General features: G+C 55.4%; 25 protein-coding genes. 5 read left to right on the top strand and 20 right to left on the bottom strand.

Annotated elements, in window-relative coordinates; all coding sequences use genetic code 11:
• The first annotated feature begins 62 nt into the window (after positions 1 to 62).
• Genes B9K09_RS13175 through B9K09_RS13185 form a run of 3 tightly spaced genes read left to right on the top strand, consistent with a single transcriptional unit; the run spans position 63 to position 2,864 of the window.
• Complete coding sequence (locus tag B9K09_RS13175) at positions 63 to 821, top strand: (Fe-S)-binding protein (RefSeq protein WP_371917462.1); 759 nt, start codon at positions 63 to 65, stop codon at positions 819 to 821.
• Complete coding sequence (locus B9K09_RS13180) at positions 802 to 2,235, top strand: lactate utilization protein B (protein WP_087517253.1); 1,434 nt, start codon at positions 802 to 804, stop codon at positions 2,233 to 2,235. The genes B9K09_RS13175 and B9K09_RS13180 overlap by 20 nt, the downstream gene beginning before the upstream one ends.
• 2 nt (positions 2,236 to 2,237) lie before the next feature.
• Positions 2,238 to 2,864: an LUD domain-containing protein gene (locus B9K09_RS13185; protein ID WP_256574019.1), complete on the top strand. Its 627-nt coding sequence runs from the start codon at positions 2,238 to 2,240 to the stop codon at positions 2,862 to 2,864.
• An 11-nt stretch (positions 2,865 to 2,875) separates the two neighbouring features.
• Here the strand turns inward: B9K09_RS13185 and B9K09_RS13190 are convergent, their stop codons facing one another.
• The 10 genes from B9K09_RS13190 to B9K09_RS13235 form a co-directional block, all read right to left on the bottom strand.
• Positions 2,876 to 3,898, bottom strand: coding sequence for a LacI family DNA-binding transcriptional regulator (locus tag B9K09_RS13190; RefSeq protein ID WP_256574020.1), 1,023 nt, complete (start codon positions 3,896 to 3,898; stop codon positions 2,876 to 2,878).
• Between the two features lie 114 nt (positions 3,899 to 4,012).
• The gene (locus B9K09_RS13195; RefSeq protein WP_087517256.1) at positions 4,013 to 5,626 is read right to left on the bottom strand and encodes a 5-guanidino-2-oxopentanoate decarboxylase; all 1,614 of its coding nucleotides are present in this window, start codon (positions 5,624 to 5,626) and stop codon (positions 4,013 to 4,015) included.
• A gap of 314 nt (positions 5,627 to 5,940) precedes the next feature.
• Positions 5,941 to 6,960, bottom strand: coding sequence for a UDP-N-acetylmuramate dehydrogenase (gene murB / locus B9K09_RS13200; protein WP_087517257.1), 1,020 nt, complete (start codon positions 6,958 to 6,960; stop codon positions 5,941 to 5,943).
• Positions 6,957 to 7,421 carry a low molecular weight protein-tyrosine-phosphatase gene (locus B9K09_RS13205; RefSeq protein WP_087517258.1) on the bottom strand — a complete coding sequence of 155 codons (465 nt, stop codon included), beginning with the start codon at positions 7,419 to 7,421 and terminating at the stop codon, positions 6,957 to 6,959. Before B9K09_RS13205 ends, murB begins: the two co-directional genes overlap by 4 nt.
• Positions 7,421 to 8,185 carry a 3-deoxy-manno-octulosonate cytidylyltransferase gene (kdsB, locus tag B9K09_RS13210; RefSeq protein WP_087517259.1) on the bottom strand — a complete coding sequence of 255 codons (765 nt, stop codon included), beginning with the start codon at positions 8,183 to 8,185 and terminating at the stop codon, positions 7,421 to 7,423. Before kdsB ends, B9K09_RS13205 begins: the two co-directional genes overlap by 1 nt.
• Positions 8,186 to 8,371, bottom strand: a complete 186-nt coding sequence (locus B9K09_RS13215; protein WP_087517260.1) for a Trm112 family protein — start codon at positions 8,369 to 8,371, stop codon at positions 8,186 to 8,188.
• Positions 8,372 to 8,430: 59 nt separating this feature from the next.
• Positions 8,431 to 9,432, bottom strand: a complete 1,002-nt coding sequence (gene lpxK, locus B9K09_RS13220) for a tetraacyldisaccharide 4'-kinase (protein ID WP_087517261.1) — start codon at positions 9,430 to 9,432, stop codon at positions 8,431 to 8,433.
• Between the two features lie 13 nt (positions 9,433 to 9,445).
• Entirely contained in the window at positions 9,446 to 9,874 is a 429-nt protein-coding gene (locus B9K09_RS13225; protein ID WP_087517262.1) for a biopolymer transporter ExbD, read from the bottom strand.
• Positions 9,871 to 10,503: a MotA/TolQ/ExbB proton channel family protein gene (locus tag B9K09_RS13230; protein ID WP_087517263.1), complete on the bottom strand. Its 633-nt coding sequence runs from the start codon at positions 10,501 to 10,503 to the stop codon at positions 9,871 to 9,873. The genes B9K09_RS13225 and B9K09_RS13230 overlap by 4 nt, the downstream gene beginning before the upstream one ends.
• A gap of 72 nt (positions 10,504 to 10,575) precedes the next feature.
• The gene (locus tag B9K09_RS13235; RefSeq protein ID WP_087519093.1) at positions 10,576 to 12,786 is read right to left on the bottom strand and encodes a DNA internalization-related competence protein ComEC/Rec2; all 2,211 of its coding nucleotides are present in this window, start codon (positions 12,784 to 12,786) and stop codon (positions 10,576 to 10,578) included.
• Positions 12,787 to 12,933: 147 nt separating this feature from the next.
• On the opposite strand from B9K09_RS13235, the gene B9K09_RS13240 reads away from it, so the two are divergent.
• The gene (locus tag B9K09_RS13240) at positions 12,934 to 13,464 is read left to right on the top strand and encodes a DUF2062 domain-containing protein (RefSeq protein WP_087517264.1); all 531 of its coding nucleotides are present in this window, start codon (positions 12,934 to 12,936) and stop codon (positions 13,462 to 13,464) included.
• Positions 13,465 to 13,647: 183 nt separating this feature from the next.
• On the opposite strand, the gene arsJ is transcribed toward B9K09_RS13240, so the two are convergent.
• From arsJ to B9K09_RS13275, 7 genes are read right to left on the bottom strand one after another with little or no spacing between them, the layout of a single operon-like run.
• Complete coding sequence (arsJ, locus tag B9K09_RS13245) at positions 13,648 to 14,865, bottom strand: organoarsenical effux MFS transporter ArsJ (protein WP_087517265.1); 1,218 nt, start codon at positions 14,863 to 14,865, stop codon at positions 13,648 to 13,650.
• A 9-nt stretch (positions 14,866 to 14,874) separates the two neighbouring features.
• Positions 14,875 to 15,879, bottom strand: coding sequence for an ArsJ-associated glyceraldehyde-3-phosphate dehydrogenase (locus B9K09_RS13250; protein ID WP_087517266.1), 1,005 nt, complete (start codon positions 15,877 to 15,879; stop codon positions 14,875 to 14,877).
• A 50-nt stretch (positions 15,880 to 15,929) separates the two neighbouring features.
• Positions 15,930 to 16,646, bottom strand: a complete 717-nt coding sequence (gene arsH / locus B9K09_RS13255) for an arsenical resistance protein ArsH (RefSeq protein WP_087517267.1) — start codon at positions 16,644 to 16,646, stop codon at positions 15,930 to 15,932.
• A 10-nt stretch (positions 16,647 to 16,656) separates the two neighbouring features.
• Positions 16,657 to 17,712, bottom strand: coding sequence for an ACR3 family arsenite efflux transporter (arsB, locus tag B9K09_RS13260; protein ID WP_087517268.1), 1,056 nt, complete (start codon positions 17,710 to 17,712; stop codon positions 16,657 to 16,659).
• A gap of 17 nt (positions 17,713 to 17,729) precedes the next feature.
• Positions 17,730 to 18,200, bottom strand: a complete 471-nt coding sequence (locus B9K09_RS13265; protein ID WP_087517269.1) for an arsenate reductase ArsC — start codon at positions 18,198 to 18,200, stop codon at positions 17,730 to 17,732.
• Between the two features lie 42 nt (positions 18,201 to 18,242).
• The gene (locus B9K09_RS13270; RefSeq protein WP_087517270.1) at positions 18,243 to 18,599 is read right to left on the bottom strand and encodes a metalloregulator ArsR/SmtB family transcription factor; all 357 of its coding nucleotides are present in this window, start codon (positions 18,597 to 18,599) and stop codon (positions 18,243 to 18,245) included.
• Positions 18,600 to 18,607: 8 nt separating this feature from the next.
• On the bottom strand, positions 18,608 to 19,021 hold the full coding sequence (locus B9K09_RS13275) for an arsenate reductase ArsC (protein ID WP_087517271.1): 414 nt from the start codon (positions 19,019 to 19,021) through the stop codon (positions 18,608 to 18,610).
• A gap of 263 nt (positions 19,022 to 19,284) precedes the next feature.
• Here B9K09_RS13275 and B9K09_RS13280 point away from each other — a divergent pair, with 263 nt between their 5' ends.
• Positions 19,285 to 19,557, top strand: coding sequence for a hypothetical protein (locus B9K09_RS13280; protein ID WP_087517272.1), 273 nt, complete (start codon positions 19,285 to 19,287; stop codon positions 19,555 to 19,557).
• 81 nt (positions 19,558 to 19,638) lie between these two features.
• On the opposite strand, the gene B9K09_RS13285 is transcribed toward B9K09_RS13280, so the two are convergent.
• The 3 genes from B9K09_RS13285 to B9K09_RS13295 are packed head-to-tail and all read right to left on the bottom strand — an operon-like array spanning position 19,639 to position 22,839.
• Complete coding sequence (locus B9K09_RS13285; protein ID WP_087517273.1) at positions 19,639 to 20,883, bottom strand: lipoprotein-releasing ABC transporter permease subunit; 1,245 nt, start codon at positions 20,881 to 20,883, stop codon at positions 19,639 to 19,641.
• Positions 20,883 to 21,566, bottom strand: coding sequence for a lipoprotein-releasing ABC transporter ATP-binding protein LolD (gene lolD, locus B9K09_RS13290; protein ID WP_087519094.1), 684 nt, complete (start codon positions 21,564 to 21,566; stop codon positions 20,883 to 20,885). Before lolD ends, B9K09_RS13285 begins: the two co-directional genes overlap by 1 nt.
• 22 nt (positions 21,567 to 21,588) lie before the next feature.
• The gene (locus B9K09_RS13295; RefSeq protein ID WP_087517274.1) at positions 21,589 to 22,839 is read right to left on the bottom strand and encodes a lipoprotein-releasing ABC transporter permease subunit; all 1,251 of its coding nucleotides are present in this window, start codon (positions 22,837 to 22,839) and stop codon (positions 21,589 to 21,591) included.
• Between the last annotated feature and the right edge of the window lie 51 nt (positions 22,840 to 22,890).

Here is a 22,890-nt window from a genome sequence, read left to right on the forward strand (position 1 = left end):
CACTCTATTCACCCCTGACGGCCAACATGCCCACGCCTAACACCAAGCCTCTTGTCGGGCTTATGCATACTTGTCTGGTTGATTTTTATAGGCCTAGCATCGGGTTCGCCAGCGTCCAACTGCTAGAACATGCAGGATGTGAGGTACAAGTACCGAGCTTGCAAACCTGCTGCGGCCAACCAGCCTTCAACAGTGGCAATTTTGCTCAGGCCCGAGCAATGGCGCGTCAGGTGATCACCGCATTTGCAGCCTTCGACTATGTAGTGGGCCCTTCCGGTTCTTGTATGAGCCAAGTCAAACTGCATTACCCGCAATTGTTTGCCGATGACCCGCATTGGTTGGCGCAGGCGCAAGAACTGGCTGATCGCAGCTTTGAGTTAATTAGCTTTCTCAGCGATGTGATGGGCAAAACCGATCTGCAAGCCAGTTATCAGAGCACTGCGACCTATCACGATAGCTGCTCTGGGTTACGCGACTTGGGCATCAAGCAGCAACCGCGAGCACAACTCAACAACGTCAAAGGCCTGAACTTGGTAGAAATGCCGGAAGCAGAAACCTGCTGCGGCTTTGGCGGCACATTCTGCGTCAAGTACCCGGAGATTTCTGCACGGATGGCCAGCCAGAAAGTCGCCAGCATCGAGGCAACTGGCGCCGATACCTTGCTCGGCGGCGACCTCGGCTGCCTATTAAACATCAGTGGCCGCCTCACCCGCTTAGGCAAAACCGTGCGGGTATTCCATGTGGCTGAAGTGCTTGCAGGCATGACCAATAGCCCGGCCATTGGTGAGGGAGAAAGCACTGATGCAACTCTCCTCCGCTAATTTCAAAGCGGCCGCACGTGCGGCGCTGCAAGATCCCGACCTACAAGCTGCCATGGCCGAGAACCGTAACTTTGCCGCCCATGTTCGCGTGCAAGTCAATTCGACGGTCAATTTTCACAGCTTACGGACTCAAGCCAAGACGATCAAAGACCATACCCTGGCCCACCTTGATCACTACTTGGAGCGTTACGAGGCCGCCGCCACCCGACAAGGCACGCAGGTGCATTGGGCGCAAACGCCTGAAGAGGCGCAGCAAATCGTGCTTGATATCTGTCGTCAGGCGAATGCACGCAGCGTGATCAAGGGTAAAACCATGATCGGCGAGGAAATGGGGATCAACGATGCCCTTGCCGGCGCGGGCATCGAGCGCTACGAAACAGATCTTGGTGAGTACATCCTGCAACTGGCTGATGAACCACCGAGCCATATCAATGGCCCTGCTATCCACAAGACCCTGGAGCAGGTGCAGACGCTGTTCCACCAGCACCATCAGGACCTGGGCCGTGAAGGCTTTCTCAGTGAGCCCGCCGATTTGCTCGCCGAAGCCCGGCGCCTGTTGCGTAAGCGTTTTCTTGAAGCAGAGGTTGGCATTACTGGGGCCAACTTCCTGATTGCCGAAGATGGCAGCCACGTGTTGGTCACCAATGAAGGCAACGGCGATCTCACCAGCATCTTGCCGAAAGTACGCATCGTCCTCGCCAGCATAGAGAAAGTCCTACCACGCCGAGCTGACGCTGGGGTTCATTTACAGCTATTGGCCCTGAGCGCCACCGGCCAGCCCCTAACCAGCTACACCACGTTGTATGGCGGTGTAAAAACTGCCGAGGAACTCGATGGTGCCGAACAATGCCACGTCGTCCTGCTGGATAACGGTCGCAGTGAAATGCTTGCCGGAGAGTTCCGGCCGATGCTGCGTTGCATCCGCTGCGCCGCCTGCATGGACAACTGCCCGGTGTACAACTGGGTGGGTGGCCACGCTTATGGCTGGATCTATCCGGGGCCCATGGGCTCAATCTGGACACCACAACTCACTAGCCTGGAGCAGACAGTCGACCTGCCCAATGCCTGCACGTTAAATGGCCGCTGCGCAGAAGTTTGTCCAATGCAAATTCCGCTACCTGACATGATGCGGGTATTGCGCAATAAGCAGTGGCAAAAGCAGCTAACAGCAACCACAACACGCTGGGGGATTAACCTTTGGGCAGCACTGGCCAGCCAGCCACGGCTTTATCGCCTGCTCACCGGATTGGCTGCGCGCAGCATGGCCTTTGCAGGTAAAAAACGCGGCCATTTGAGCCGCTTACCGCTCGCCAAAGGCTGGACTCAGCAGCGGAATATGCCTGCTCCACAAGGCGCAACATTTCAACAACTCTGGCAACAGCGCCAAGCCGAAAAGAGTGAGCAAGAACAATGAGCATGTCTCGCCAAGCTATCTTGTCCAAGGTTCGTCAGGCACTTAATCGGGAGCCACAAGCGGCTATCGCTGACCATCCCTTTAAAGATCGCATTGAGCTTAGTGAAGCCCCCAATGTTGATCCACAACACAGCTTTCTTCAACGCTTGAAGGTTACCGGTGTGACGCTGGAAGTTCTGGCTGAGCTTAGCCAAGTGCCAGCCGCTGTTGCCGGGTATTGCGCGCGTCATCAGTTACAAGGCCCGCTAGCGATTGCCCCTGCCTTAGCGCACTTGCCATGGCGCCAGACCAACCAGCAGATCGACCTCGGCACCGCTCAAAGCCACCACCGTGTTGGTGTGGCCCAGGCTTTCGCGGGTATCGCAGCGACCGGCAGCCTGGTAATGCTGGCAGACGCAGAGAACCCCGCCGGGCTTAACTTTCTGCCGGAATATCATCTGGTTGTGTTGCAAAGGTCACGCCTGCTCAGCCAGCTGGACCAGCTCTGGCCATTGCTCAACAGCCCAAGTGAGCGCATACCACAGGCAATTCACTTGATAACCGGGCCATCAAGCACGGCAGATATTGGCGGACAATTACTGTTCGGCGCGCACGGTCCAAGGGCCGTACATATATTGCTGATCGATTGAGCACAGCGACATCACGATTGGCGCCTGGTTGATTCTCTGGCGATCAACTCACAGCCGACATCAACCTGGCCAACACTCGCGCTTTCACCCTTGATCATTTGCGTGAGCAGCTCAACCGTGGCATTGGCGACCACCTCAGCAGGCACGCTGACGCTGGTCAGCGTGGGGGTTGCGACACGGGCAATCGGCAGGTCACCAAAGCCGCAGATGCCCAGTTCACCGGGCACATCAATACCTTTACGCTGGCAGCTGAACAACGCGCCAACAGCGGGCATATCGTTGGTAAAAAACGCCCCATCAAACTCAAGTTCACCGGCTGCATAACGCTCAATCACATCGACACCATCATCGATGTGTGGGATCGCCGAAGTCTTGACTCTTAATGGCTCGATAGCCAGCCCCTGCATAACCGCATGACGAAACCCCTGCCAACGCAGGTTCTCGCGAGCGTCATCAAAACCAAAGAATGCGGGATGCTGATAGCCACACTCAACCAGGTGACGACCCGCGGCAGCACCCGCTTCCCAATTGGAAAAACCAACCACCTGGCCCACTGGCTGACGCGGATTATCGCCTTCGGGCAGATCCCACAACTCAACCACCGGAATTCGCGCTGCCGCCAACAATTCATAGGTTTCTGGCGTGTGATAGCCGTAGGCCAAAATCAGCCCATCAAGCTGGCGCCCCAGAAAAGCGCGAAGCATTTTGGTTTCTTCTTCCGGTGAGAAACGGGTTTCACCGATCAACATATGCAGGCCTGCTTTGCTCAGCCCTTGCTGCAGGATTTCGATGGTGGTCGCCAAAATGGGATTGGTGATCGTCGTAATCAGCGCTCCAACCACACCGCTGCGCCGAGTCACCAAAGCACTGGCAGCCAGGTTGGGCACATAACCCAACTCTCGCACGGCCAAGTCAATCCGCTCGCGCGTGGCTTTTGAAACCTTGTCGGGCTTACTCAGCGCCCGCGACACAGTCATACCGGAGACACCGGCTAACCGCGCGACATCCTGTACGGTCGGTTTATTCTTGGTCACGCATACGGCCCCGTGGTATTTGCCTGATCCTGGCGCGGCTATTATCCATGGTGGCTACGCCGTCGACTATTGCAGATTGGCCGCGAACAACTCGCGGCCAGTTCGCCACGTTTGTTAAGCAGTCAGAAATGCAGCGCTTTCCTGAATCTCAATCACAGTTGGACGATCGGCCTGCGACGCGCTCAGCAGCAGCTCGCGCAACTGGTCAAAGCTCTCGGCGCGCTCGGCGTTGCAACCAAAGCCCTTGGCCAGCGTGAGGAAGTCCGGGGTGTAGATATCGACACCAATGGTTGGGATATTACGGTTCTGCATGTAGCGCTTGATCTCACCGTAACCGCTGTTGTTCCACAGCAATACGATAACCGGCGCATTAGCCTCAACCGCCGAGGCCAGTTCAGGCAATGTGAACTGGATACCGCCATCACCAATCAGTGACACCACCGGCCGCTGCGGCGCCGCCAGCTTGGCGCCGATTGCAGCCGGTAAACCGTAGCCCAACGTGCCGTAACCCGTTGATGAATTGAACCAAGTGCGCGGCGCATTGGCTTCAAACAGATGATTGCCGGAATAGACAATCTGCGTCGAATCGCCAGCAAAAATCATATCTGGCAAGGTTTCCTGCAATACATCCAACACCCGCTTCTGTGCATGCCAGGCATCAGGAATCAAGGCTTCAAGCTGCTTGCGCACCTTCGCGGCCAGCTGGCAACCGGGGCTATCCGCACTGAAAGCTGAACCCTCACCCAATCCCTCCAGCAATGCCTGAATAGCCAGGCGTGAGTCACTGAGAATGGCGATATCGGCAGGGTAATTGCGGTTCAACTGCTCGGCATCGATATCGATTCTGATCAACTGACTTTCGATCCGGAAATCGCCATCAAACACCGCGTCATAATCGGTTTCACCCAACTCAGTACCGATTGCCAGCACCACATCGGACTGCAGCACCAGCTCACGCACGGGCACCAACGACTGGTTCGAGCCCAACGCCAATGGATGGCCCTTGGGCAGTACGCCCTTGGCATTGATCGTGTAAGCGGTTGGCGCATCCAGCGCTTCAACTAGACTCACCGCCTCAGCGCTGGAGCTTGCAGTACCACCACCCAGCAGAACCAACGGCCGCTTAGCGGATTTAAGCATCTGTACTGCACGCGAGATCGCATCCGGGCACGGCGCCGGACGGCTTGGCACGGCCCCGAGTTTACGCTTGACATGATCGGCCGAGGCGGTAATCACGTTAATCGGAATCTCGATGTGCACTGGCCGTGGACGCGCGCTGTTGAACACTGCAAAAGCCCGTGAGAGCACTTCGGGTAATTCATCAGGACGCATCAGGGTATGGCTGAACGCAGCCACGCCCGCCACCAAATTGCTTTGTGATGGCAGCTCATGCAAACGCCCACCGCCCATCGCCAACTGCTCGGTATTGTTCACACTGGAAATCACCAGCATCGGGATCGAGTCAGCATAAGCCTGGCCCATCGCCGTGGTGATGTTGGTCATACCGGGGCCGGTGATAATGAAACACACGCCCGGCTTGCCACTGACTCGCGCGTAACCATCAGCCATAAAGCCTGCGCCTTGCTCGTGTCGAGGCGTAATGTGGTTGATCTTGGTAGACGGCAGGCCGCGATACAGTTCCACGGTATGCACGCCAGGAATACCAAAAACAGTATCCACACCGCAGTCTTCCAACATCTCAACCAACAATTCTCCACACGTCAGCATGGCCAGCACTCCAAGGCAAAAATAACAGTGAGTGCTACTCTATCAGCATAATGTTATCGATAACATAGGCAGTTTTATTTCAACTTTTCCCACACGCAGTCACGCATCGAGTGGAACGAACCCGCCGTTAATGTTGTTTGAATTCGCCAAATCCAAGCGTTCGAGAAGCCGCTCGCGCAAAATAGACAGTTGAGATTGGTTCGATTGAAATTAAACGGGCTGGGCTAGAGATGCCCGCCGCTGGTCTGATACTGAATAACAGCAAGCTGAAGCCAGCGGATTGCCCGCTGGCAGCTGATGTCTGAGCGCAGGATTTAAACCACGTTAGGCTCTATCTCAAGCTCAATGGCGAAGCGCTGCTTGATGTCCGCCTGGATACGCTTGGCCAAGCCGAGTATCTGCTGACCGCTGGCATCGCCATAGTTGACCAGGACCAGGGCCTGCAGCTTGTGTACGCCTGCGTCGCCCTCACGAAACCCCTTCCAACCCGCCCGCTCGATCAACCAGCCGGCGGCAACTTTGAACTGACCGCAAGCCTGCGGATACGCCACCAGATCAGCATGCTGCTTACGCAACTGCTCGATCAATTCAGCCGATACCATTGGATTTTTGAAGAAGCTCCCGGCATTGCCCAGCACAGCTGGGTCTGGCAGCTTTTCACTGCGAATCGCACAGATCGCGCGGCTGACATCCAACGCCGTTGGGGTATCAATGCCCTGCTCGCTCAAGCGCTGCTTAACCGGGCCGTAATCCAGATTCAAATGCGCAACACGGCTCAAGGCAAAACGTACGCGCAAAATAATCCAGCGCCCGGCTTGGCGCTTGAAAATACTGTCACGGTAACCAAACTGGCAGTCTTGCAGGCTAAATTCACGTACGTCGCCAGTTTGTCGATCAAGCGCAGTGAGACCGGCGAATACGTCTTTGATCTCAACGCCGTAAGCACCGATATTCTGCATCGGCGCGGCGCCAACTGTGCCGGGGATCAGGCTGAGGTTTTCCAACCCGGCCAAGCCCTCGGCAAGCGTCCATTGCACAAACGGATGCCAAGGCTCGCCTGCTTCTGCCTCGACCACAACGTGTCCGGCGTCATCACTTAAAATACCGATACCGCAACCACTCATACGCAACACCAGTGCTTGCACATCAGCAGTCAGCACCAGATTACTGCCGCCTCCGAGCAACATCAGCGGCAATTGTTGCGACTCGGCGTAGGCGATCGCAGCCCGTACGTCATCATCCGTGCGCGCTTGGGCAAACTGCGCAGCGGCCACATCGATGCCTAAGCTGTTATAGGGTTTGAGCGAAACACTACGCTCGACTTGCAGACTCATAGCCGTCCTTTTACTTCGATGAGCAAGGCATCACTAGCTCGCTCGATCAGGTCGAGTACATGCTCGAAGCCTTGTTCGCCGCCGTAATACGGGTCTGGCACTTCATCAACTTCCAACTGAAAACGACGCAGAAACAAATCCAGCTCTGCGGCAGCATTACTCGGACGCAGCCGCTTGAGATTGCTCAGGTTGCTGTGGTCCATGGCCAGCACCAGATCGAAACGCTGGAAATCATCCACCTCAACCTGACGCCCGCGCAAAGCAGACAAATCATAGCCACGCAGTTGCGCGGCGCATCGGGTACGCGTATCCGCCGGTTTGCCGACATGCCAGTCGCCGGTGCCAGCAGAATCAACCTGCACTTGCTCAGCGAGCCCGGCTTGCTCAAGTTTGTGGCGAAACACCGCTTCAGCCGTTGGCGAGCGACAAATATTGCCTAGGCAGACGAATAGGATGCGCATCACTGGCTCAGTAACTGACGCACGCGGTCGAGATCTTCTTGAGTATCAACCCCTGCAGGCGGTGCCTCAAGTGCATCAGCAACATGTATACGCACGCCGTACCAGAGCGCACGAAGCTGCTCCAGGCACTCAGTATTTTCCAGCCAGCACGGCCCCCACGCGACAAAATCGTGGAGGAACTGGGTGCGGTACGCGTAAATACCAATGTGGCGGCGATAAGGCACATCAGCGGGCAGTTGTTCGCGGCTCGCAGCGAATTCATCCCGCGCCCATGGCAGCGGCGCGCGACTGAAGGTCAGTGCCAGGCCGGTCACATCGGTTGCGACCTTGACCACATTGGGGTTAAACAGCGCCGCAACGTCGTCAATCGGCTCGGCAAGTGTGGCGATAGCTGCTTGCGGATTAGCCGCCAGATTAGCCGCCACTTGATTGATGATCGACGGTGGGATCATGGGTTCATCGCCCTGCACGTTGACCACGATAGCATCGGGTTCGAGGCCCAGCGCGGTAGCGACTTCAGCCAGGCGATCAGTCCCGGAGTTGTGATCCACTCGGGTCAGCACCACTTCGGCGCCAAATGCCTTGCAAGCCTCGACAATGCGCGCGTCATCGGTGGCGACAACCACTCGCTGAGCGTTGCTTTTGCACGCTTGTTCCCAGACATGCTGAACCATCGGCTTACCGCCAATATCCTGCAATGGCTTCCCCGGCAGGCGGGTCGAGGCGTAACGAGCAGGAATAACAACGCTAAATGCTTGGCTCATTTACTTGTCCAGACGCTCATCGACGTTAAGGGTGCGCGCTTCACTTTCGAGCATTACCGGGATTCCATCACGCACCGGAAAAGCCAAGGCGTCAGCCTTGCATACCAGTTCAGTTTTATCGCTCATCAGCTTCAGCGGGCCTTTGCACAACGGGCAGGCCAAGATATCGAGTAATTTCGGGTCCATGGGTGATCCTTGAGGTGAAAAGGTGGATGCGAGGCCACGCAGAGATCGCCAGTATAAAGCTAGCGAGCTGGCAATAAAGCCTTCAATTGTGCATCAAACCAGTCAACGAATGCCTGTGAGGGCTGCGCATCGACTGCCAGATACCACCAATCATCAGCGGCAAAATTACGGCACTTCACTGCATCTTTTTCGGTCATGACCAGCGGCAAGTCTGGGCTGAAGTTCAGCAACTCGCGACTGTAGGGTGCGTGATCGGCAAAAGCATGCGGTTTTACCTGCCAGTGTAGCGCCTCAAGCGTGCTGAAGAAACGCTGCGGATTGCCGATGCCAGCGACCGCATGCACTGCCTGACCAACAGGAAAATGATTGAGCGGGCGCGATTCGCCGCTGCGTAAGTTGATCAGTTGGGTCGGCTGCAAGGTAAATGCGTAAGCGTTTTCCGGGTCACTTGCGGCGCCGTTATATAGCAGTGCATCAACGCTTTGCAGGCGCTCCATTGGCTCGCGCAACGGCCCAGCAGGCAAGCAGCGCTGATTACCGAAGCCTCGCGCGGCATCCACCAGTACCAACTCCAAATCACGCGCCAGCCGATAATGCTGCAAGCCGTCATCACTGAGAATCAGGTCTAGCGGCTCAGCCTCAAGCAAGGCTTGCACCGCGCGACTGCGATCCGGGTCAATCACCAAGGGCACACCACTGCGCTGGACGATCAACAGCGGCTCATCCCCTGCAACCTGCGCACTCTGCTCAGCTTCAACCCGCCACGGCAGCGACGGCGGCGTGGCACCGTAACCACGGCTGACCACACCCACCTTGAGACCGCGCTGTTGGCACTGCTCGATCAGCCACAGAATCATCGGCGTTTTACCAGTGCCACCCACCGTGATGTTGCCCACCACAATGACGGGCACCGGGGCACGATAGATCTCACCCTCGCCCGCGACAAATCGCTGTCGCTTGCGCTGCACCACCTGACGGTACAAGGCTTCCAGCGGCGTCAGCAGAGCCAACGCCGGATGGCCGTTATACCAAGCGTTGATCAGACGATCAGACAGTGCCATCAAGCAATCTCCATCAAGGCGCTGGCTGCGCCTCGACCGTGGTCATGCGCAAGTGAGCAAAACCCAACTTACCCGCTGCATCCATTGCTGTGATAACAGACTGATGCGACGTTTTCCCGTCGGCGCTGATGATCAGCGGCTGGCTGAAATCACCAGCTGCTTCCTTTTGCAGCGCCGCGATCAAACTTTGCAAGTCGCTCTTCAACAACGCTTTACCGTTGATTGAAAAGCTGCCGTCTGCGGCAATCAAAATTTCCAGCGGTTGAGTATCGGCGTTTTCTAGCTGAGCGCCTGTCACCGCTTCAGGCAAATCGACCTTCATCTGGGTTTCACGGGTGAAGGTGGTGGTCACTACGAAGAACAACAGCAAGATAAACACCACATCAATCAGCGGTGCTAGATTGATGTCGACGTTCTCCCGCGCTTTACGCCGGAACTTCACGCCTTATCTCCACCCAGATCAACTTCGCGGTCGCCCTGCACCACCTCAACCAGTTTGATTGCTTCCTGCTCCATGCCAACCACCAACTCGTCAACCCGACGCTGCAGGTAACGATGGAAGAACAGCGCAGGAATTGCCACGATCAAACCCGCAGCAGTGGTAATCAGAGCCTTGGCAATACCGCCAGCCAGCACCGGGGCATTAGCCATTCCAGCGCCCATGAACGAACTGAAAATCTCGATCATGCCGAGCACTGTACCGAGCAAACCGAGCAGCGGTGCGATCCCGGCGATGGTGCCAAGTGCGTTGAGATAACGCTCCATGTCGTGCACGACACGAGCTGCCGCCTCTTCAATGCACTCTTTCATGATCTCGCGACCATGCTTGGAGTTAGCCAAACCCGCAGCCAAAATCTCACCGAGTGGCGAATCAGCCCGCAGCTCTTTGAGTTTTTGATTGTTAAGTTTTTTGTCTTTGATCCATTGCCAGACCTTACTCAACAGGTTTGGCGGGGTGACGCGGCTAGGTCGCAACGTCCATAAGCGCTCAGCAACAATTGCTGCCGCAACGATAGAACACAAGATAATCGGCAGCATGATCCAGCCGCCAGCTTTAACCAATTCCAACACGGTGGAGTATCCCCTCAACAGAATTGGCGTCACTCTAGCATAGGGCTGTGGCCTCGCCGACCGTCACTGTTCTCATTTTTCTCGCCAAAATCGCGGTATTTTTCGCATTCCTTGCGCTGGTACAAAAGAACCTAGCTGAATCGTCACCGCGCCCTCCTCCACACTGTCGTAGAGCGTGGCGCCAGATTGCCGATAGCGCTGCACAACAGCTGGATGCGGATGACCATAGGCGTTGTGCTTGCCCCGCCCAATCAATACCGAATCGGCGGCGACTGCATCAATAAACAGCTGTGAAGAAGAACTACGGCTGCCGTGGTGCGGCGCTAACAACCATTGCGCACGCACATCCGTCCCGCTGCGCACCAATGCACGCTCAGCCGCGGCGTCAATATCACCGGTTAGCAGTAGCCGCTCGCCCGCAGCCTCAACCATTAATACGCAGGACAGCGGGTTTGATTGGCTGGCGTCTTGCCACTGCCAAGTGCTGAATCGCACCTGATCCCACTGCCAACTGGATGGTCGGCAGGGCTGAGCCCCGAGTACAGCTGGCAACTCTGTCGGTTGACCGCTTACGACTCGCTCAATCGACATGCCTTGATAGATAGCCAATGCGCCACCGCTGTGATCATTATCTGCATGGCTAATCAGTAGCATATCCAGAGAGCTCAGCCCTAGCGTTCGCAGGGACGGTAAAACCACTCTCTCGCCAATATCAAACCCCGCAGAGCGCGCACCAGCATCGTACAACAGCGCATGCTCACGGGTTTGCACCAATATCGATGAGCCCTGCCCCACATCGAACATCACCACCAGAGCCTGCCCTTCAGGCGGCCGCGGGGGCTTGGTGAATAGCAACGGCAGCAATAATAGCCACGCTAAACTTCGTCCTGGAATACCCCGCGGCAGTATCAGTAGCAACAGCGCTATTGCCACCAGCAACCAGGCCCACAGTGGTAAACCTGACGGTAACCATGCGGGTAGCCATTGGGCTGCAAACTCCAGCCCCCTGAACAGCAGCTCAAGCAGGCCGCCAGCAATACCGAGCAGCGTTGCACCTAGCCATGGCAGCGGCAACAACAAAGTACCAAGCAATGCCAGCGGCACAATCACCAACCCAACTAGCGGTACAGCGACTAAATTGACCAACGGTCCACTCATGCTGACCGGCAACCCCAAGCCCAGCAGCAGTGGCAATAACCCCAAGGCCATCGCCCATTGCGCGCGCCCCAGAGAGCGCCACCAACTCAAGCCGCCGAGGCGCCCGCGAAATACCAGCATAAGTAAGCCCGCGGCACCAAATGACAGCCAAAAACCGGGCTGCAAGCTGGCAAGTGGTTGCCACAACAGTATCAGCAGCATCGCCAACAATAGCGGCATTAGCAGCCCTAGATGACGAAAGCGCCAGCGCCAAAGCAATACCAAACCAACCATCACACAAGCGCGCTGCACCGGCACCTCAAAGCCTGCGAGCGCGCCATAGGTAATAGCGCCAGCGAAGCCGGACAAACAGGCACAAGGCAGCCAGGGCAAAGCCGCTGGCCAGTAGCCAAACCTCGCCAGAGCTGCAACCAAACCATAGAGCAACCCTGCCAGCAGACCAATGTGCTGACCAGATATAACCATCAAGTGAACGGTGCCGGTGTGCTGCAAGATGCGCCAATCATCAGTGCTCATGCCCGAGCCATCACCCAATACCAAGGCAGTCAAAGCCCCTTCACGGCCGTACGCAGGCGTTGCCAGAATGCGTTGGCGAATTCGTTGACGCCAGGTTGCAATACCCCCGTCAACACTGATGCGCTCACCGGCTTTAATGCTACCGGTGCCACCAATACCTTGAGCGAGCAACCACAGTTCATAATCGAACGACTGCGGATTCACCAGCGCATGCGGTCTTTTTAGGCGCACCGCCAGGCGCCAGGTTTCGCCGGCTACAACTGGTGGCCCACCGTACCAGGATAAACGCAGCAGCTTGGGCAAAGCGGCGCGACGCGACACAGCACCCGCCAGATGAAAACGTCCAACCTTGCCGTCTTGTTCAGGTAGGCCAACGACCTCGCCTTGCAGCCACAGGGTTCGACCGTCTAATTGCGGGCTCAACCGGTCATCAAGCGCCCATTGTGCGCAGAGACAAGCCCAAGCGAAGCCCAGCAGGAATAAGGCTGGCGGCAACCGCTGACGCAAAACCAACAGCCATGCGCCCAGCAAACACAGGACCAAAAACCATATGGAAGGTAACTGAGGTAAAAACCTTAACGTGAGTAGACCCGCAATCAGCGCTAACATCGGTGCGAGCATCATTGCCTGCCCTCTAGATTTCATCCATGAAACCCGGCTTAATCAGTTGTGTTACAGACAGTCTCACAATCTGAGGCGGCAGCTTGTAATGAATGCGTGCATAATATTGCCGCTAAAGCCTGCCAGAGAACCTTCATGCCGCGTCGTTTATTCAAGCGCTACATGCCTAACCCAGATCGAATTAAGGGCAATAAATCCTTGCGCTTTTTGGGTACGCTAATGCACGACCCGAATCTCTGGCATCTCAACCGCCACTCGGTTTCGCGGGCAATGGCTATTGGCCTTTTCTGGGCCATGATTCCAATGCCCATGCAGATGCTGGCGGCTGCGATCACTGCGATCCCTGCCCGTGCCAACATGCCGATATCTATTGGCTTGGTGTGGCTGACCAACCCCCTGACCATGCCGCCCGTGTTTTATTGCAGCTATAAATTTGGCGCCTGGTTAACCGATACCCCCACCCTGCACATCCCGGAACACGTCACCCTCGCATGGGTTGGCCAAGTGTTGCAAAGCCACTGGCAGCCACTATTTCTGGGTTCATTCACGCTCGGCGCGATCCTTGCGATTATCGGCTATTTCGCCACCAATGCTTACTGGCACTGGTGGGTTAGACACAATTGGCGCAAGCGTCAGGAACGCCGCGCGCGCAACAAACTGAACTGAGATTAGCCACTCAAATAGTTTAATAAAACAATCTCATGTAGGGGGAGTCTGAAAACAGACTCCCCTTTTTCCGTTCTAAAGCGTGTTTATTTGAGATCAAACTGATCCGCCCGCCAGGACCTCGATAGAGTCTTGGGCGCAAAGGCAGTATCTAGCGCAGTTAGATATAGGCCCAGGGTCTATTCAGTGGCTTGCGTGTCGAGGCAGGGCTATGGAAATCAAGCTTGCAAACAACACGAATGCACTCGATATCCATAAGCACGCGCCCAGCCCATATACCTGATAAACCCAGCCGGAGAGCACCGTACCGATCAGTCGCCCCATGGCGTTCGACATATAATAAAAGCCCACGTCCAGCGACACCCCGTCTTCCTTGGCGTAGGAGACGATCAGGTAGCTGTGCAGCGAGGAATTTACCGCGAACAAAACGCCAAAAAGCATCAATCCGCCAAGCAATACCACTTGTTGCGACAACCCGGTGTTCAGCCCGAGTGCAATTGCCGCAGGCAGGCCAGCCAGTGCAAGCGCCCATAGAAATGCAGTTCGGCCATCCGGAACATGCCCATGCTTGTTGCCAGTGATCTTGGGCGCGAACGACTGCACAATGCCGTAACCGATGACCCAGCACGCCAGAAAACCGCCAACCTTCCAGAAACTCCAGCCCCAAACACTGCTCAAGTAAACCGGCAAGGCCACCACAAACCAGACGTCACGGGCACCGAACAGAAACATCCGCGCAGCGGAGAGGATATTGATTGCCCGGCTCTTGGATAAGATGTCGCGAAACTTGGGCTTGGCTTTGGCTTTGCCCAGATCCTTCTTCAACAGAACCAGGCTGCAGATCCAGATCAGCGCCAAGACACCCGCCATGGCCAGCAGGGCACCTTTGAAGCCGATCAAAGCCAGCAAGGCGCCACCCAGAAAGAAGCCGACACCCTTGAGTGCGTTCTTCGAGCCAGTAAGAATCGCCACCCATTTGTAGAGCTTGCCTTGCTGCCCGTTCGGCACCAAAAGCTTGATCGAGCTTTTGGCACTCATCTTGTTCAAGTCTTTGGCGATCCCGGACAAAGCCTGAGCGCCCATCACCCAAGGGATGGTCAGCCAGGCCACCGGAACCGTCAGCATCAACAGTGCGACGACTTGCATCCCCAACCCGATGTTCATGGTGCGATTCAAGCCCAGTTGAGCACCAAGATAACCACCCACCAAGTTGGTGATCACGCCAAAGACTTCGTAGAACAAAAACAGTGCCGCGATTTGCAGAGGGCTGTAGCCCAACGCGTGAAAGTGCAGCACCACCAACATGCGCAACGCGCCGTCGGTGAGGGTGAAGGCCCAGTAATTGCCCGTTACAAGCAGATACTGCCGCACTTGCGGTGGGAGCGCCGACAAGGCTTTCATGGTCGTTCCTTAGACTGCCAAGCCAACCATTTTGGCCAGTTCAACGGTGCGATTGGCATAGCCCCACTCGTTGTCGTACCAGGCATAGAGTTTGACTTGGGTACCATTGATAACCATGGTCGACAGCGCATCAATGATCGATGAGCGCGGATCGGTACGGTAGTCGATGGACACCAATGGACGCATCTCAAAACCAAGGATGTCTTTCAGCTCGTTCTCGGAAGCGTCCTTGAGAAGTTGATTCACTTCTTCGACACTGGTAGCTCGCTCTACCTCAAACACACAGTCTGTCAGCGACGCATTGGCCAACGGCACACGTACGGCGTGGCCATTCAAGCGTCCGCGCAGCTCCGGGAAAATTTCTGCGATAGCGGTGGCCGAGCCGGTGCTGGTCGGAATCAAACTCATCCCCGATGCACGCGCACGTCGCAGATCCTTATGGGGCTGATCGAGAATGCTTTGAGTGTTGGTCAGGTCATGGATGGTGGTAATCGAGCCGTGGCGAATGCCCAGTTTTTCGTGGATGACTTTAACCACTGGCGCCAGACAGTTGGTCGTGCATGACGCCGCCGTGACAATGCGATGCTCCTTGGCATCGAACAGCTGATGATTGACCCCCATGACGATGTTCAATGCGCCTTTTTCCTTGACCGGGGCGCTGACCACCACCCGCTTCACGCCTTGCTCCAGATAAGGCTGTAACGCCGCAACGGTCTTCATCTTGCCACTGGCTTCAATCACCAGATCACAGCCCGACCAATCGGTGTCGGCAATCGCCTTGTTGGCCGTTACCTTGATTCGTTTTCCGTCGATAAGGATGCTGTCGTCATCAGAGTCGGCCTGATAATTCCACCGACCATGCACCGAGTCGAAGTTCAACAGGTGCGCATGGGTCGCTGCATCCCCGGCCGGGTCGTTGATCTGCACGAATTCGAACTCTGGCCAGCTCCAGGCTGCTCGCAGAGCGAGGCGACCGATCCGGCCAAAACCATTGATGCCAACTTTGATAGCCATGTTGTTGTGCTCCGTATCAGTTGTCAGAGGTTGTTGCACACTGAAAGCCCTCAGATGGAGCGCTGATTGACTCGTTTCATGAGTTCCTCGGCCGACTCCTTGCGCTCGGAATAACGATCCACCAGATAATCCTGACGGTCGCGAAGCAGCAGCGTGAATTTCACCAACTCTTCCATTACATCCACTACACGGTCGTAGAACGGCGAGGGTTTCATCCGGCCGTTGTCGTCAAACTCCATATAGGCCTTCGGCACCGAGGATTGGTTGGGGATGGCGAACATGCGCATCCAACGTCCCAACACGCGCAGTTGATTGACCACGTTGAATGACTGCGAGCCACCGCACACCTGCATCACTGCGAGGGTTTTACCTTGGGTCGGGCGTACCGCGCCCATCGCCAGTGGCACCCAATCAATCTGAGCTTTGAATACCGCGCTCATGGAACCGTGACGTTCTGGAGAGCACCAGACCTGCCCTTCGGACCAGAGCACCAGCTCGCGCAACTCTTTCACCCGAGGATGATCGTCGGGAGCGTCATCTGGCAACGGCAAGCCTGACGGATTGAAAATCCGCGTCTCAGCGCCGAAATGCTCCAGCAATCGAGCGGCCTCTTCTACCAGCAGCCGACTGAAGGAGCGCTCACGGGTCGATCCGTACAGCAGCAAAATGCGCGGTTTGTGTATGGAGGTCTTTTCGATACCAAGCTTGTCTGCCGATGGGCGATCGACCAGTTCGGTATCAAGTTGGGGGATAGGGTCATCAAGCATAATCTTTGTCCTACGCAATGGCGCTCATGGGTTTATCGAACCAACGGCGTTTCAACCAAAGGGCAACACCGACCAGGGAAATCAATACTGGCACTTCAACCAACGGACCAATCACCGTAGCGAATGCAACCGGGGAAGCCAGGCCGAAAGTAGCAATGGCCACCGCAATCGCCAGCTCGAAGTTATTGCTCGCGGCGGTAAAGGCCAGCGCAGTGGTGCGTGGGTAATCCGCATCGAGCAACCTGCCCATCCAGAAGCTGATGAAAAACATCACCACGAAGTAGATCGTCAGCGGGATCGCGATACGCAACACATCGAATGGCAATTGCAGTACCACGTCACCCTTGAGGCTGAACATAGCCACGATGGTCAGGAGCAACGCCACCAGCGTCAACGGGCTGATTTTCGGAATAAAGCACTCCTGAAACCAGACTTCGCCTTTACGCGCGATAAGGATCTTGCGGGTCAGAAAACCCGCCAGAAACGGCACACCCAAGTAGATCAGGACCGACTCCGCAATACTGACAAAACTGACGTCGATCACGCTTCCTTCCAGTCCGAATAGCGGCGGTAACAAGCCAAGGAAAACCCAGGCATACAGACTGAAAAACAGAATCTGAAAGATACTGTTGAATGCCACAAGCCCGGCGACATACTGATTATTGCCGCCCGCGATCTGATTCCAAACCAGCACCATCGCGATGCAACGAGCCAAACCGATCAGGATCAAGCCGGTCATGTATTCCGGTTGGTCACGCAGGAATATGATGGCCAATGTGAACATCAGCACCGGGCCGATCACCCAATTCTGGAGCAAAGACAAAACCAGGATGCGCTTGTCCTTGAAGACTTCCGGCAGCTCTTCATAGCGAACCTTGACCAGAGGCGGATACATCATCACGATCAAGCCGATAGCAATGGGAATGTTGGTTGTACCCACAGAAAGACTATTGAGCCACTGCGGCCAGCCTTCAAACAGGCTTCCTAAACCGACACCCAAGCCCATGGCGAGGAAAATCCACAGCGTCAGGTATCGGTCAAGAAAAGAAAGGCGGCTTTTACTCATGTTCATCGCTCCTGTGATTACAGCCCGCCAATCAGATCCAGCTCTGCCTTGAGCTGTTCGGCATTCAGTTGACCATGCGGTAACGCCAGAAAGGCTTCTAGCCGTAGCTTGATGTGGTCAAGGGTTGCATCGAATGCAGCCTGAACCTGTTCTGAAGTTCCTTGCAGGTCCGACGGATCAGCAAGCCCCCAATGCCCTTTTACAGCAGGGCCAAAAAATACCGGGCACGCCTCGCCTGCCGCTTTATCACACACCGTGATGACAAAATCAGGTGCCAAATGCTCATGCGCATCACTGGATTTGCTGGACAACCCGGCTGTCGAAATACCCGCTTTCTGCAACGTCTTGAGGCTCAGCAGATGCACTTCGCCTTTGGGCTGACTGCCAGCGCTGTAGGCTTGCATGCCTGGCGGAGCAATATGATTGAATACCGCTTCACAAAGGATGCTGCGGCAGCTATTGGCAGTGCAGAGAAACAGGATTTTCATCGAGCGGCCTCGTAGCCAAATAGGGAATCAGTCGATTTTGTCTTAACAACAAGCGACGGCCCGCTCAGGACGGTCACCCATTTCATCAAGGCGCTTGGCATCAGGGCTCAACCAGTGCTTGTTGCTTTCGAGCGCGGTGGTAAGCACCTGATGAACCCAATCAGGGAGATTCGGGTGCAGCCGGTAATAAACCCATTGGCCTTGCCGACGATCCGACAGCAGGCCACATTCACGCAGTTGCGCCAGGTGCCTGGAGATTTTTGGCTGACTCTGATTCAACGCGCAGGTCAGCTCGCAAACACAAAGCTCTCCTTCACGGGTAATGAGCAGCATGGTGCGAACACGGGTGTCGTCAGCCAGGCACTTGAAAACAGTAGTCGGTGTTAGATGGTCAGCCATATGGACTCTCAGCCTTTGCTTTTCACCAAGACGAACATCTTGATGCGCTCATGTATTTCGTGAAGCGTGTGACGGAATGCGTCGGGTTTAGTGCTGGTGACTGGGTCCTCGAAACTCCAAGTCAATGTCTCACCCGCTCCAGATAACGACTGGCATTCAACTGCTGCTTTATCGCACAAGGTGATGACGAAATCGAAACGCTCACCTCGAAACTCCTCTATCGACTTGCTATGTAACCCTTCGGTACTCACCCCAAGATGGGAAAGTGCGTCAAAGGTGCGCGGGTCGACCTGAGTTGGAGCGGTTCCGGCACTGAACGCCTCGTAATGCTCCGAATCAGTGTGCCTTAGCAGCGCCTGGGCCAACTGTGAGCGGGCAGCATTAGCGGTACAAACGAACAGGACGCGAGCTTTGCTGGTCATGGTGAAATCTCAGCTAATATACGGTTAAACGAATATATGTTTTTTCGTATATCAGGTAAAATCCAGACACCATAATAATTCGAAATATCCAGCGACTGCTAAACGGCACACCCTAAAACACCTATATCTAAAGGTGTTACGATTTTTTGACCAGCAAATGCTCAAGAAACATTTGGAAAAATACATATATGAATTTTGTCATAAGAATGTCATCCATCCGGAGATAGCCTCTGCTCCGATCCAACCAACCAGGAGCCAACAAGATGAAAAAACTGACAATCACCGTCGCGTTGCTGACCAGCCTATTTACAAGCGCCAGCTTCGCAAGCCAGTACGACAAACCCGGTTTCGTTACCAAAGTAGAAGACGGCCGTCTTTGGGTTTTCCGTGAGGGTTCAGAAGAACTGAAAGACTTCGAGGCACACGGCGAACCTGCCAAGCAATTCACGGAAATCGGCAATGGCCCGGATGGCATGACAGTTAAATCAGGTGATCCGCAAGCACTTAAGGGCTATCTGAGCACGCTTAAGAAATAACACCTGAAAGCGTCGGGGCTAAATCCCTTTGCAAGATTTAGCCCCGACAACCATAGCGATTCACATCTGAAATCAGCCTGCTTACTCGTAACGCAAGGCCTCGGCAGGCTGAATGCGTGATGCGCGCCAGGATGGATACAGCGTCGCCAGAAAGCTCAGGCCAAATGCTGCCGCGCAAATCAGCAACACATCGGACAGTTGCAGTTGCGAAGGCAGATTGCTGATGAAATAAACATCAGAACTGAATACGTGCTGGCCACTGACACGCTCGATCCAGCCAACCAACTGACTGACGTTCAAGGCAGCAACAATGCCAAGCACACAACCGACCAAGGTGCCCACGGTGCCGATCACCGTACCCTGAACAATGAAGATCCCCATGATTTGCCGAGGCGTTGCACCAAGGGTCCGCAGGATGGCGATATCCCCACCTTTATCAGCAACCACCATGATCAATGTCGCAATGATGTTGAATGCCGCAACCGCCACAATCAGCAACAACAACAGGCCAATCATGGTCTTTTCCATTTTCATCGCGCTAAACAAGCTGCCCTGGGTCAATGTCCAGTCACTGGCGCGATAATCAGCCCCCAGACTAGCAGCAACCTCTGCCGAAACCTTTGGTGCGGCATACAGGTCTTTAACTTTCAAGCGCACGCTTTGCACTTGCCCCGGCTTGTAGCGCTGAATGTCTGCGGCATCGGCAACGTTGATCAACGCCAGCGAGCTGTCGAGTTCAGCGCCGACCTTGAAGATACCCACCACATTCAGGCGCTTCATGCGCGGAGTAATCCCCCCCGGCACGGAGCTGACCTCAGGCACGATCAACGCCAGCTTGTCACCGATATTCAGACGGAAACGGCGTGCGGTAATCTCACCAATAACCACCCCGTACTCACCCGGTTTCAGGTCGTCTAGCTGCCCTTTAACCATGTGATCGCCGATGATCGACACTTTAGGCTCGAGTTGCGGGTCAATTCCTTGCAACTGAATTGGCTGCATAGCCCCACGAAAGGACAACATACCTTCCAGTTCCGCAAACGGTACGGCGGCAACCACCTGCGGATTTTTTTGCGCAGCAGCAGCCACGACTTTCCAGTCATCCAGCGGCGTGACCGCTGAAATACTGGCGTGAGGAACCATGCCGAGGATCCGCGAACTCATCTCTTTCTGGAAGCCGTTCATCACTGACAACACCACAATCATAGCCAGCACGCCGAGCGCCAAGCCAATCATCGAAGTCAGTGAGATAAACGAAATAAAATGGTTGCGGCGTTTAGCCCGCGTGTAGCGGGCACCGATAAAGATACTCAGCGGGCGAAACATCAGTTAGCCACCAACTTGCCGTCCTCGAGACGCAGGATGCGGTCCATCTGTTGGGCCAACTCCAGGTCATGAGTCACCACCAAAAACGCGGTCTGCGAAGAGGAGCTGAGCTCACGCATCAATTCCTGAATGCCTTCTGCGGTGTGGTGGTCGAGGTTACCGGTTGGCTCATCGAGCAGCACCAATCCCGGTCGATTGACCAGTGCACGGGCAATCGCCACGCGCTGACGCTCCCCACCGGACAACTCGGAAGGCTTGTGCGACAGACGATGGCCGAGCCCTACCCGCTCAAGCAATTCACTTGCACGCTTGCGCGACTCACTGATCGAGGTACGGCCAATCAGCAGCGGCATGCAGACGTTCTCCAATGCGGTGAACTCTGGCAACAAATGGTGGAACTGATAAACGAAACCCAGCGAGCGATTACGCAGCAAACCGCGCTGCTTTTCATTCAGCGCCGACAGCTCTTCACCTGCCAGCCAAACACTGCCGGTGCTCGGTGTATCAAGGCCGCCAAGCATATTGAGCAAGGTACTCTTACCCGAGCCTGAACTGCCGATGATAGCTACGCGCTCACCGGGAAACAGCTCCAGCTGCAAATCATCAAGCACCACAACCGACTGCGGGCCTTCATCATAAGACTTGCTGAGGTTACGGCAACTTAGAACAGCCTGATCCTGCATCACGTGCTCACCTTTAATCTGATTACTCATAGCGCAACGCCTCGGCAGGCTGGGTGCGCGCTGCACGCCAAGCCGGGTACAAGGTGGCGAGGAAGCTCAACACCAGCGCAGCTGCGCAAACCTGTACAACATCGGCGGGCAGCAGCTGCGACGGCAAATAGTCAATGAAGTAGACATCCGCATTAAGAAACTTGATGCCCAGCAAATGCTCTAAACCAGCAATCGCCGAACTGACATTAAGCGCGGCGAAAATGCCCAATACAGCGCCAATCGCGGTGCCAAATACACCGATAACCGTGCCCTGCACCATAAATATGCGCATGATCTGCCCCGGCGTCGCGCCCAGCGTACGCAGGATTGCGATATCACCTTTTTTATCATTCACCACCATGACCAAGGTCGAGATGATGTTGAAGGCGGCGACCGCGACAATCAGCAGTAACAACAGGCCGATCATGGCTTTTTCCATGCGGATCGCCTGATACAGATTGCCGTGGGTACGCGTCCAGTCGCGAGCGTAATACTCTCCATCACCCAAACTTTGCGATATCTGCCAGGCCGTACGTGGCGCCTGGAACAAGTCAGCAAACTTCAGGCGAATACCCTGCACCTGCCCCGGCTTCCAGCGCTGCAAGCGCGCCAGATCATCGATATGGGTCATGGCAACATAGCCATCAATCTCGCCAGCACCGACATGGAAGATGCCAACCACGGTGAAGCGCTTGAGCCGCGGGAACATTCCCGCAGGCGTCACCGTCATTTCAGGCGAAACAAAGGTAATTTTCTCGCCAATACCAACACCGAGTTTTTTGGCCGCGTTATCACCGATGACGATGCCAAACTCTCCAGCAGTCAAGGCCTGCAAGCTGCCCTGCTTGAAGAAGTTGCCAATGATCGAAACCTTGGCTTCCTCTTTCGGGTCGATGGCGTTTATCAGGATTTTTTGCACCTTGCCGTCGTGAGTCAGCAGCCCTTGCATCTGGCTAAAGGGGGCAACCGCCAACACTTGCGGATTGTTCTGGGCCTTATCAGCCAGGCTGCGCCAATCATCAATTGGCGTCCGGCTTTCGATTGTGGCGTGGGGCACCATACCCAGCACGCGCGAGCGCATCTCATGATCGAAACCGTTCATGACTGACAACACCACAATCATCACCAGCACACCCAGTGCCAGCCCGATCATCGAGGTCAGGGAAATGAACGAAACAAAATGATTGCGACGCTTGGCGCGGGTGTATCGCGTACCGATAAATACGAACAGAGGTTTGAACATTTTTGAGGGCTTGTTCGAAGAAAAGAGAAACGTCCATGTGGCGAGGTCGGG

Source organism: Pseudomonas sp. M30-35 (assembly GCF_002163625.1).
Classification (GTDB): Bacteria; Pseudomonadota; Gammaproteobacteria; order Pseudomonadales; family Pseudomonadaceae; genus Aquipseudomonas.

What these genes read in the sequence shown, in the direction of transcription:
- B9K09_RS13175 (WP_371917462.1), top strand. Translation starts at nt 63, where the DNA reads ATGCATACTTGTCTGGTTGATTTTTATAGGCCTAGCATCGGGTTCGCC.
- B9K09_RS13180 (WP_087517253.1), top strand. Translation starts at nt 802, where the DNA reads ATGCAACTCTCCTCCGCTAATTTCAAAGCGGCCGCACGTGCGGCGCTG.
- B9K09_RS13185 (WP_256574019.1), top strand. Translation starts at nt 2,238, where the DNA reads ATGTCTCGCCAAGCTATCTTGTCCAAGGTTCGTCAGGCACTTAATCGG.
- B9K09_RS13195 (WP_087517256.1), bottom strand. Translation starts at nt 5,626, where the DNA reads ATGCTGACGTGTGGAGAATTGTTGGTTGAGATGTTGGAAGACTGCGGT.
- murB (WP_087517257.1), bottom strand. Translation starts at nt 6,960, where the DNA reads ATGAGTCTGCAAGTCGAGCGTAGTGTTTCGCTCAAACCCTATAACAGC.
- B9K09_RS13205 (WP_087517258.1), bottom strand. Translation starts at nt 7,421, where the DNA reads ATGCGCATCCTATTCGTCTGCCTAGGCAATATTTGTCGCTCGCCAACG.
- kdsB (WP_087517259.1), bottom strand. Translation starts at nt 8,185, where the DNA reads ATGAGCCAAGCATTTAGCGTTGTTATTCCTGCTCGTTACGCCTCGACC.
- B9K09_RS13215 (WP_087517260.1), bottom strand. Translation starts at nt 8,371, where the DNA reads ATGGACCCGAAATTACTCGATATCTTGGCCTGCCCGTTGTGCAAAGGC.
- lpxK (WP_087517261.1), bottom strand. Translation starts at nt 9,432, where the DNA reads ATGGCACTGTCTGATCGTCTGATCAACGCTTGGTATAACGGCCATCCG.
- B9K09_RS13235 (WP_087519093.1), bottom strand. Translation starts at nt 12,786, where the DNA reads ATGTTAGCGCTGATTGCGGGTCTACTCACGTTAAGGTTTTTACCTCAG.
- B9K09_RS13240 (WP_087517264.1), top strand. Translation starts at nt 12,934, where the DNA reads ATGCCGCGTCGTTTATTCAAGCGCTACATGCCTAACCCAGATCGAATT.
- arsJ (WP_087517265.1), bottom strand. Translation starts at nt 14,865, where the DNA reads ATGAAAGCCTTGTCGGCGCTCCCACCGCAAGTGCGGCAGTATCTGCTT.
- B9K09_RS13250 (WP_087517266.1), bottom strand. Translation starts at nt 15,879, where the DNA reads ATGGCTATCAAAGTTGGCATCAATGGTTTTGGCCGGATCGGTCGCCTC.
- arsH (WP_087517267.1), bottom strand. Translation starts at nt 16,646, where the DNA reads ATGCTTGATGACCCTATCCCCCAACTTGATACCGAACTGGTCGATCGC.
- arsB (WP_087517268.1), bottom strand. Translation starts at nt 17,712, where the DNA reads ATGAGTAAAAGCCGCCTTTCTTTTCTTGACCGATACCTGACGCTGTGG.
- B9K09_RS13265 (WP_087517269.1), bottom strand. Translation starts at nt 18,200, where the DNA reads ATGAAAATCCTGTTTCTCTGCACTGCCAATAGCTGCCGCAGCATCCTT.
- B9K09_RS13270 (WP_087517270.1), bottom strand. Translation starts at nt 18,599, where the DNA reads ATGGCTGACCATCTAACACCGACTACTGTTTTCAAGTGCCTGGCTGAC.
- B9K09_RS13275 (WP_087517271.1), bottom strand. Translation starts at nt 19,021, where the DNA reads ATGACCAGCAAAGCTCGCGTCCTGTTCGTTTGTACCGCTAATGCTGCC.
- B9K09_RS13280 (WP_087517272.1), top strand. Translation starts at nt 19,285, where the DNA reads ATGAAAAAACTGACAATCACCGTCGCGTTGCTGACCAGCCTATTTACA.
- B9K09_RS13285 (WP_087517273.1), bottom strand. Translation starts at nt 20,883, where the DNA reads ATGTTTCGCCCGCTGAGTATCTTTATCGGTGCCCGCTACACGCGGGCT.
- lolD (WP_087519094.1), bottom strand. Translation starts at nt 21,566, where the DNA reads ATGCAGGATCAGGCTGTTCTAAGTTGCCGTAACCTCAGCAAGTCTTAT.
- B9K09_RS13295 (WP_087517274.1), bottom strand. Translation starts at nt 22,839, where the DNA reads ATGTTCAAACCTCTGTTCGTATTTATCGGTACGCGATACACCCGCGCC.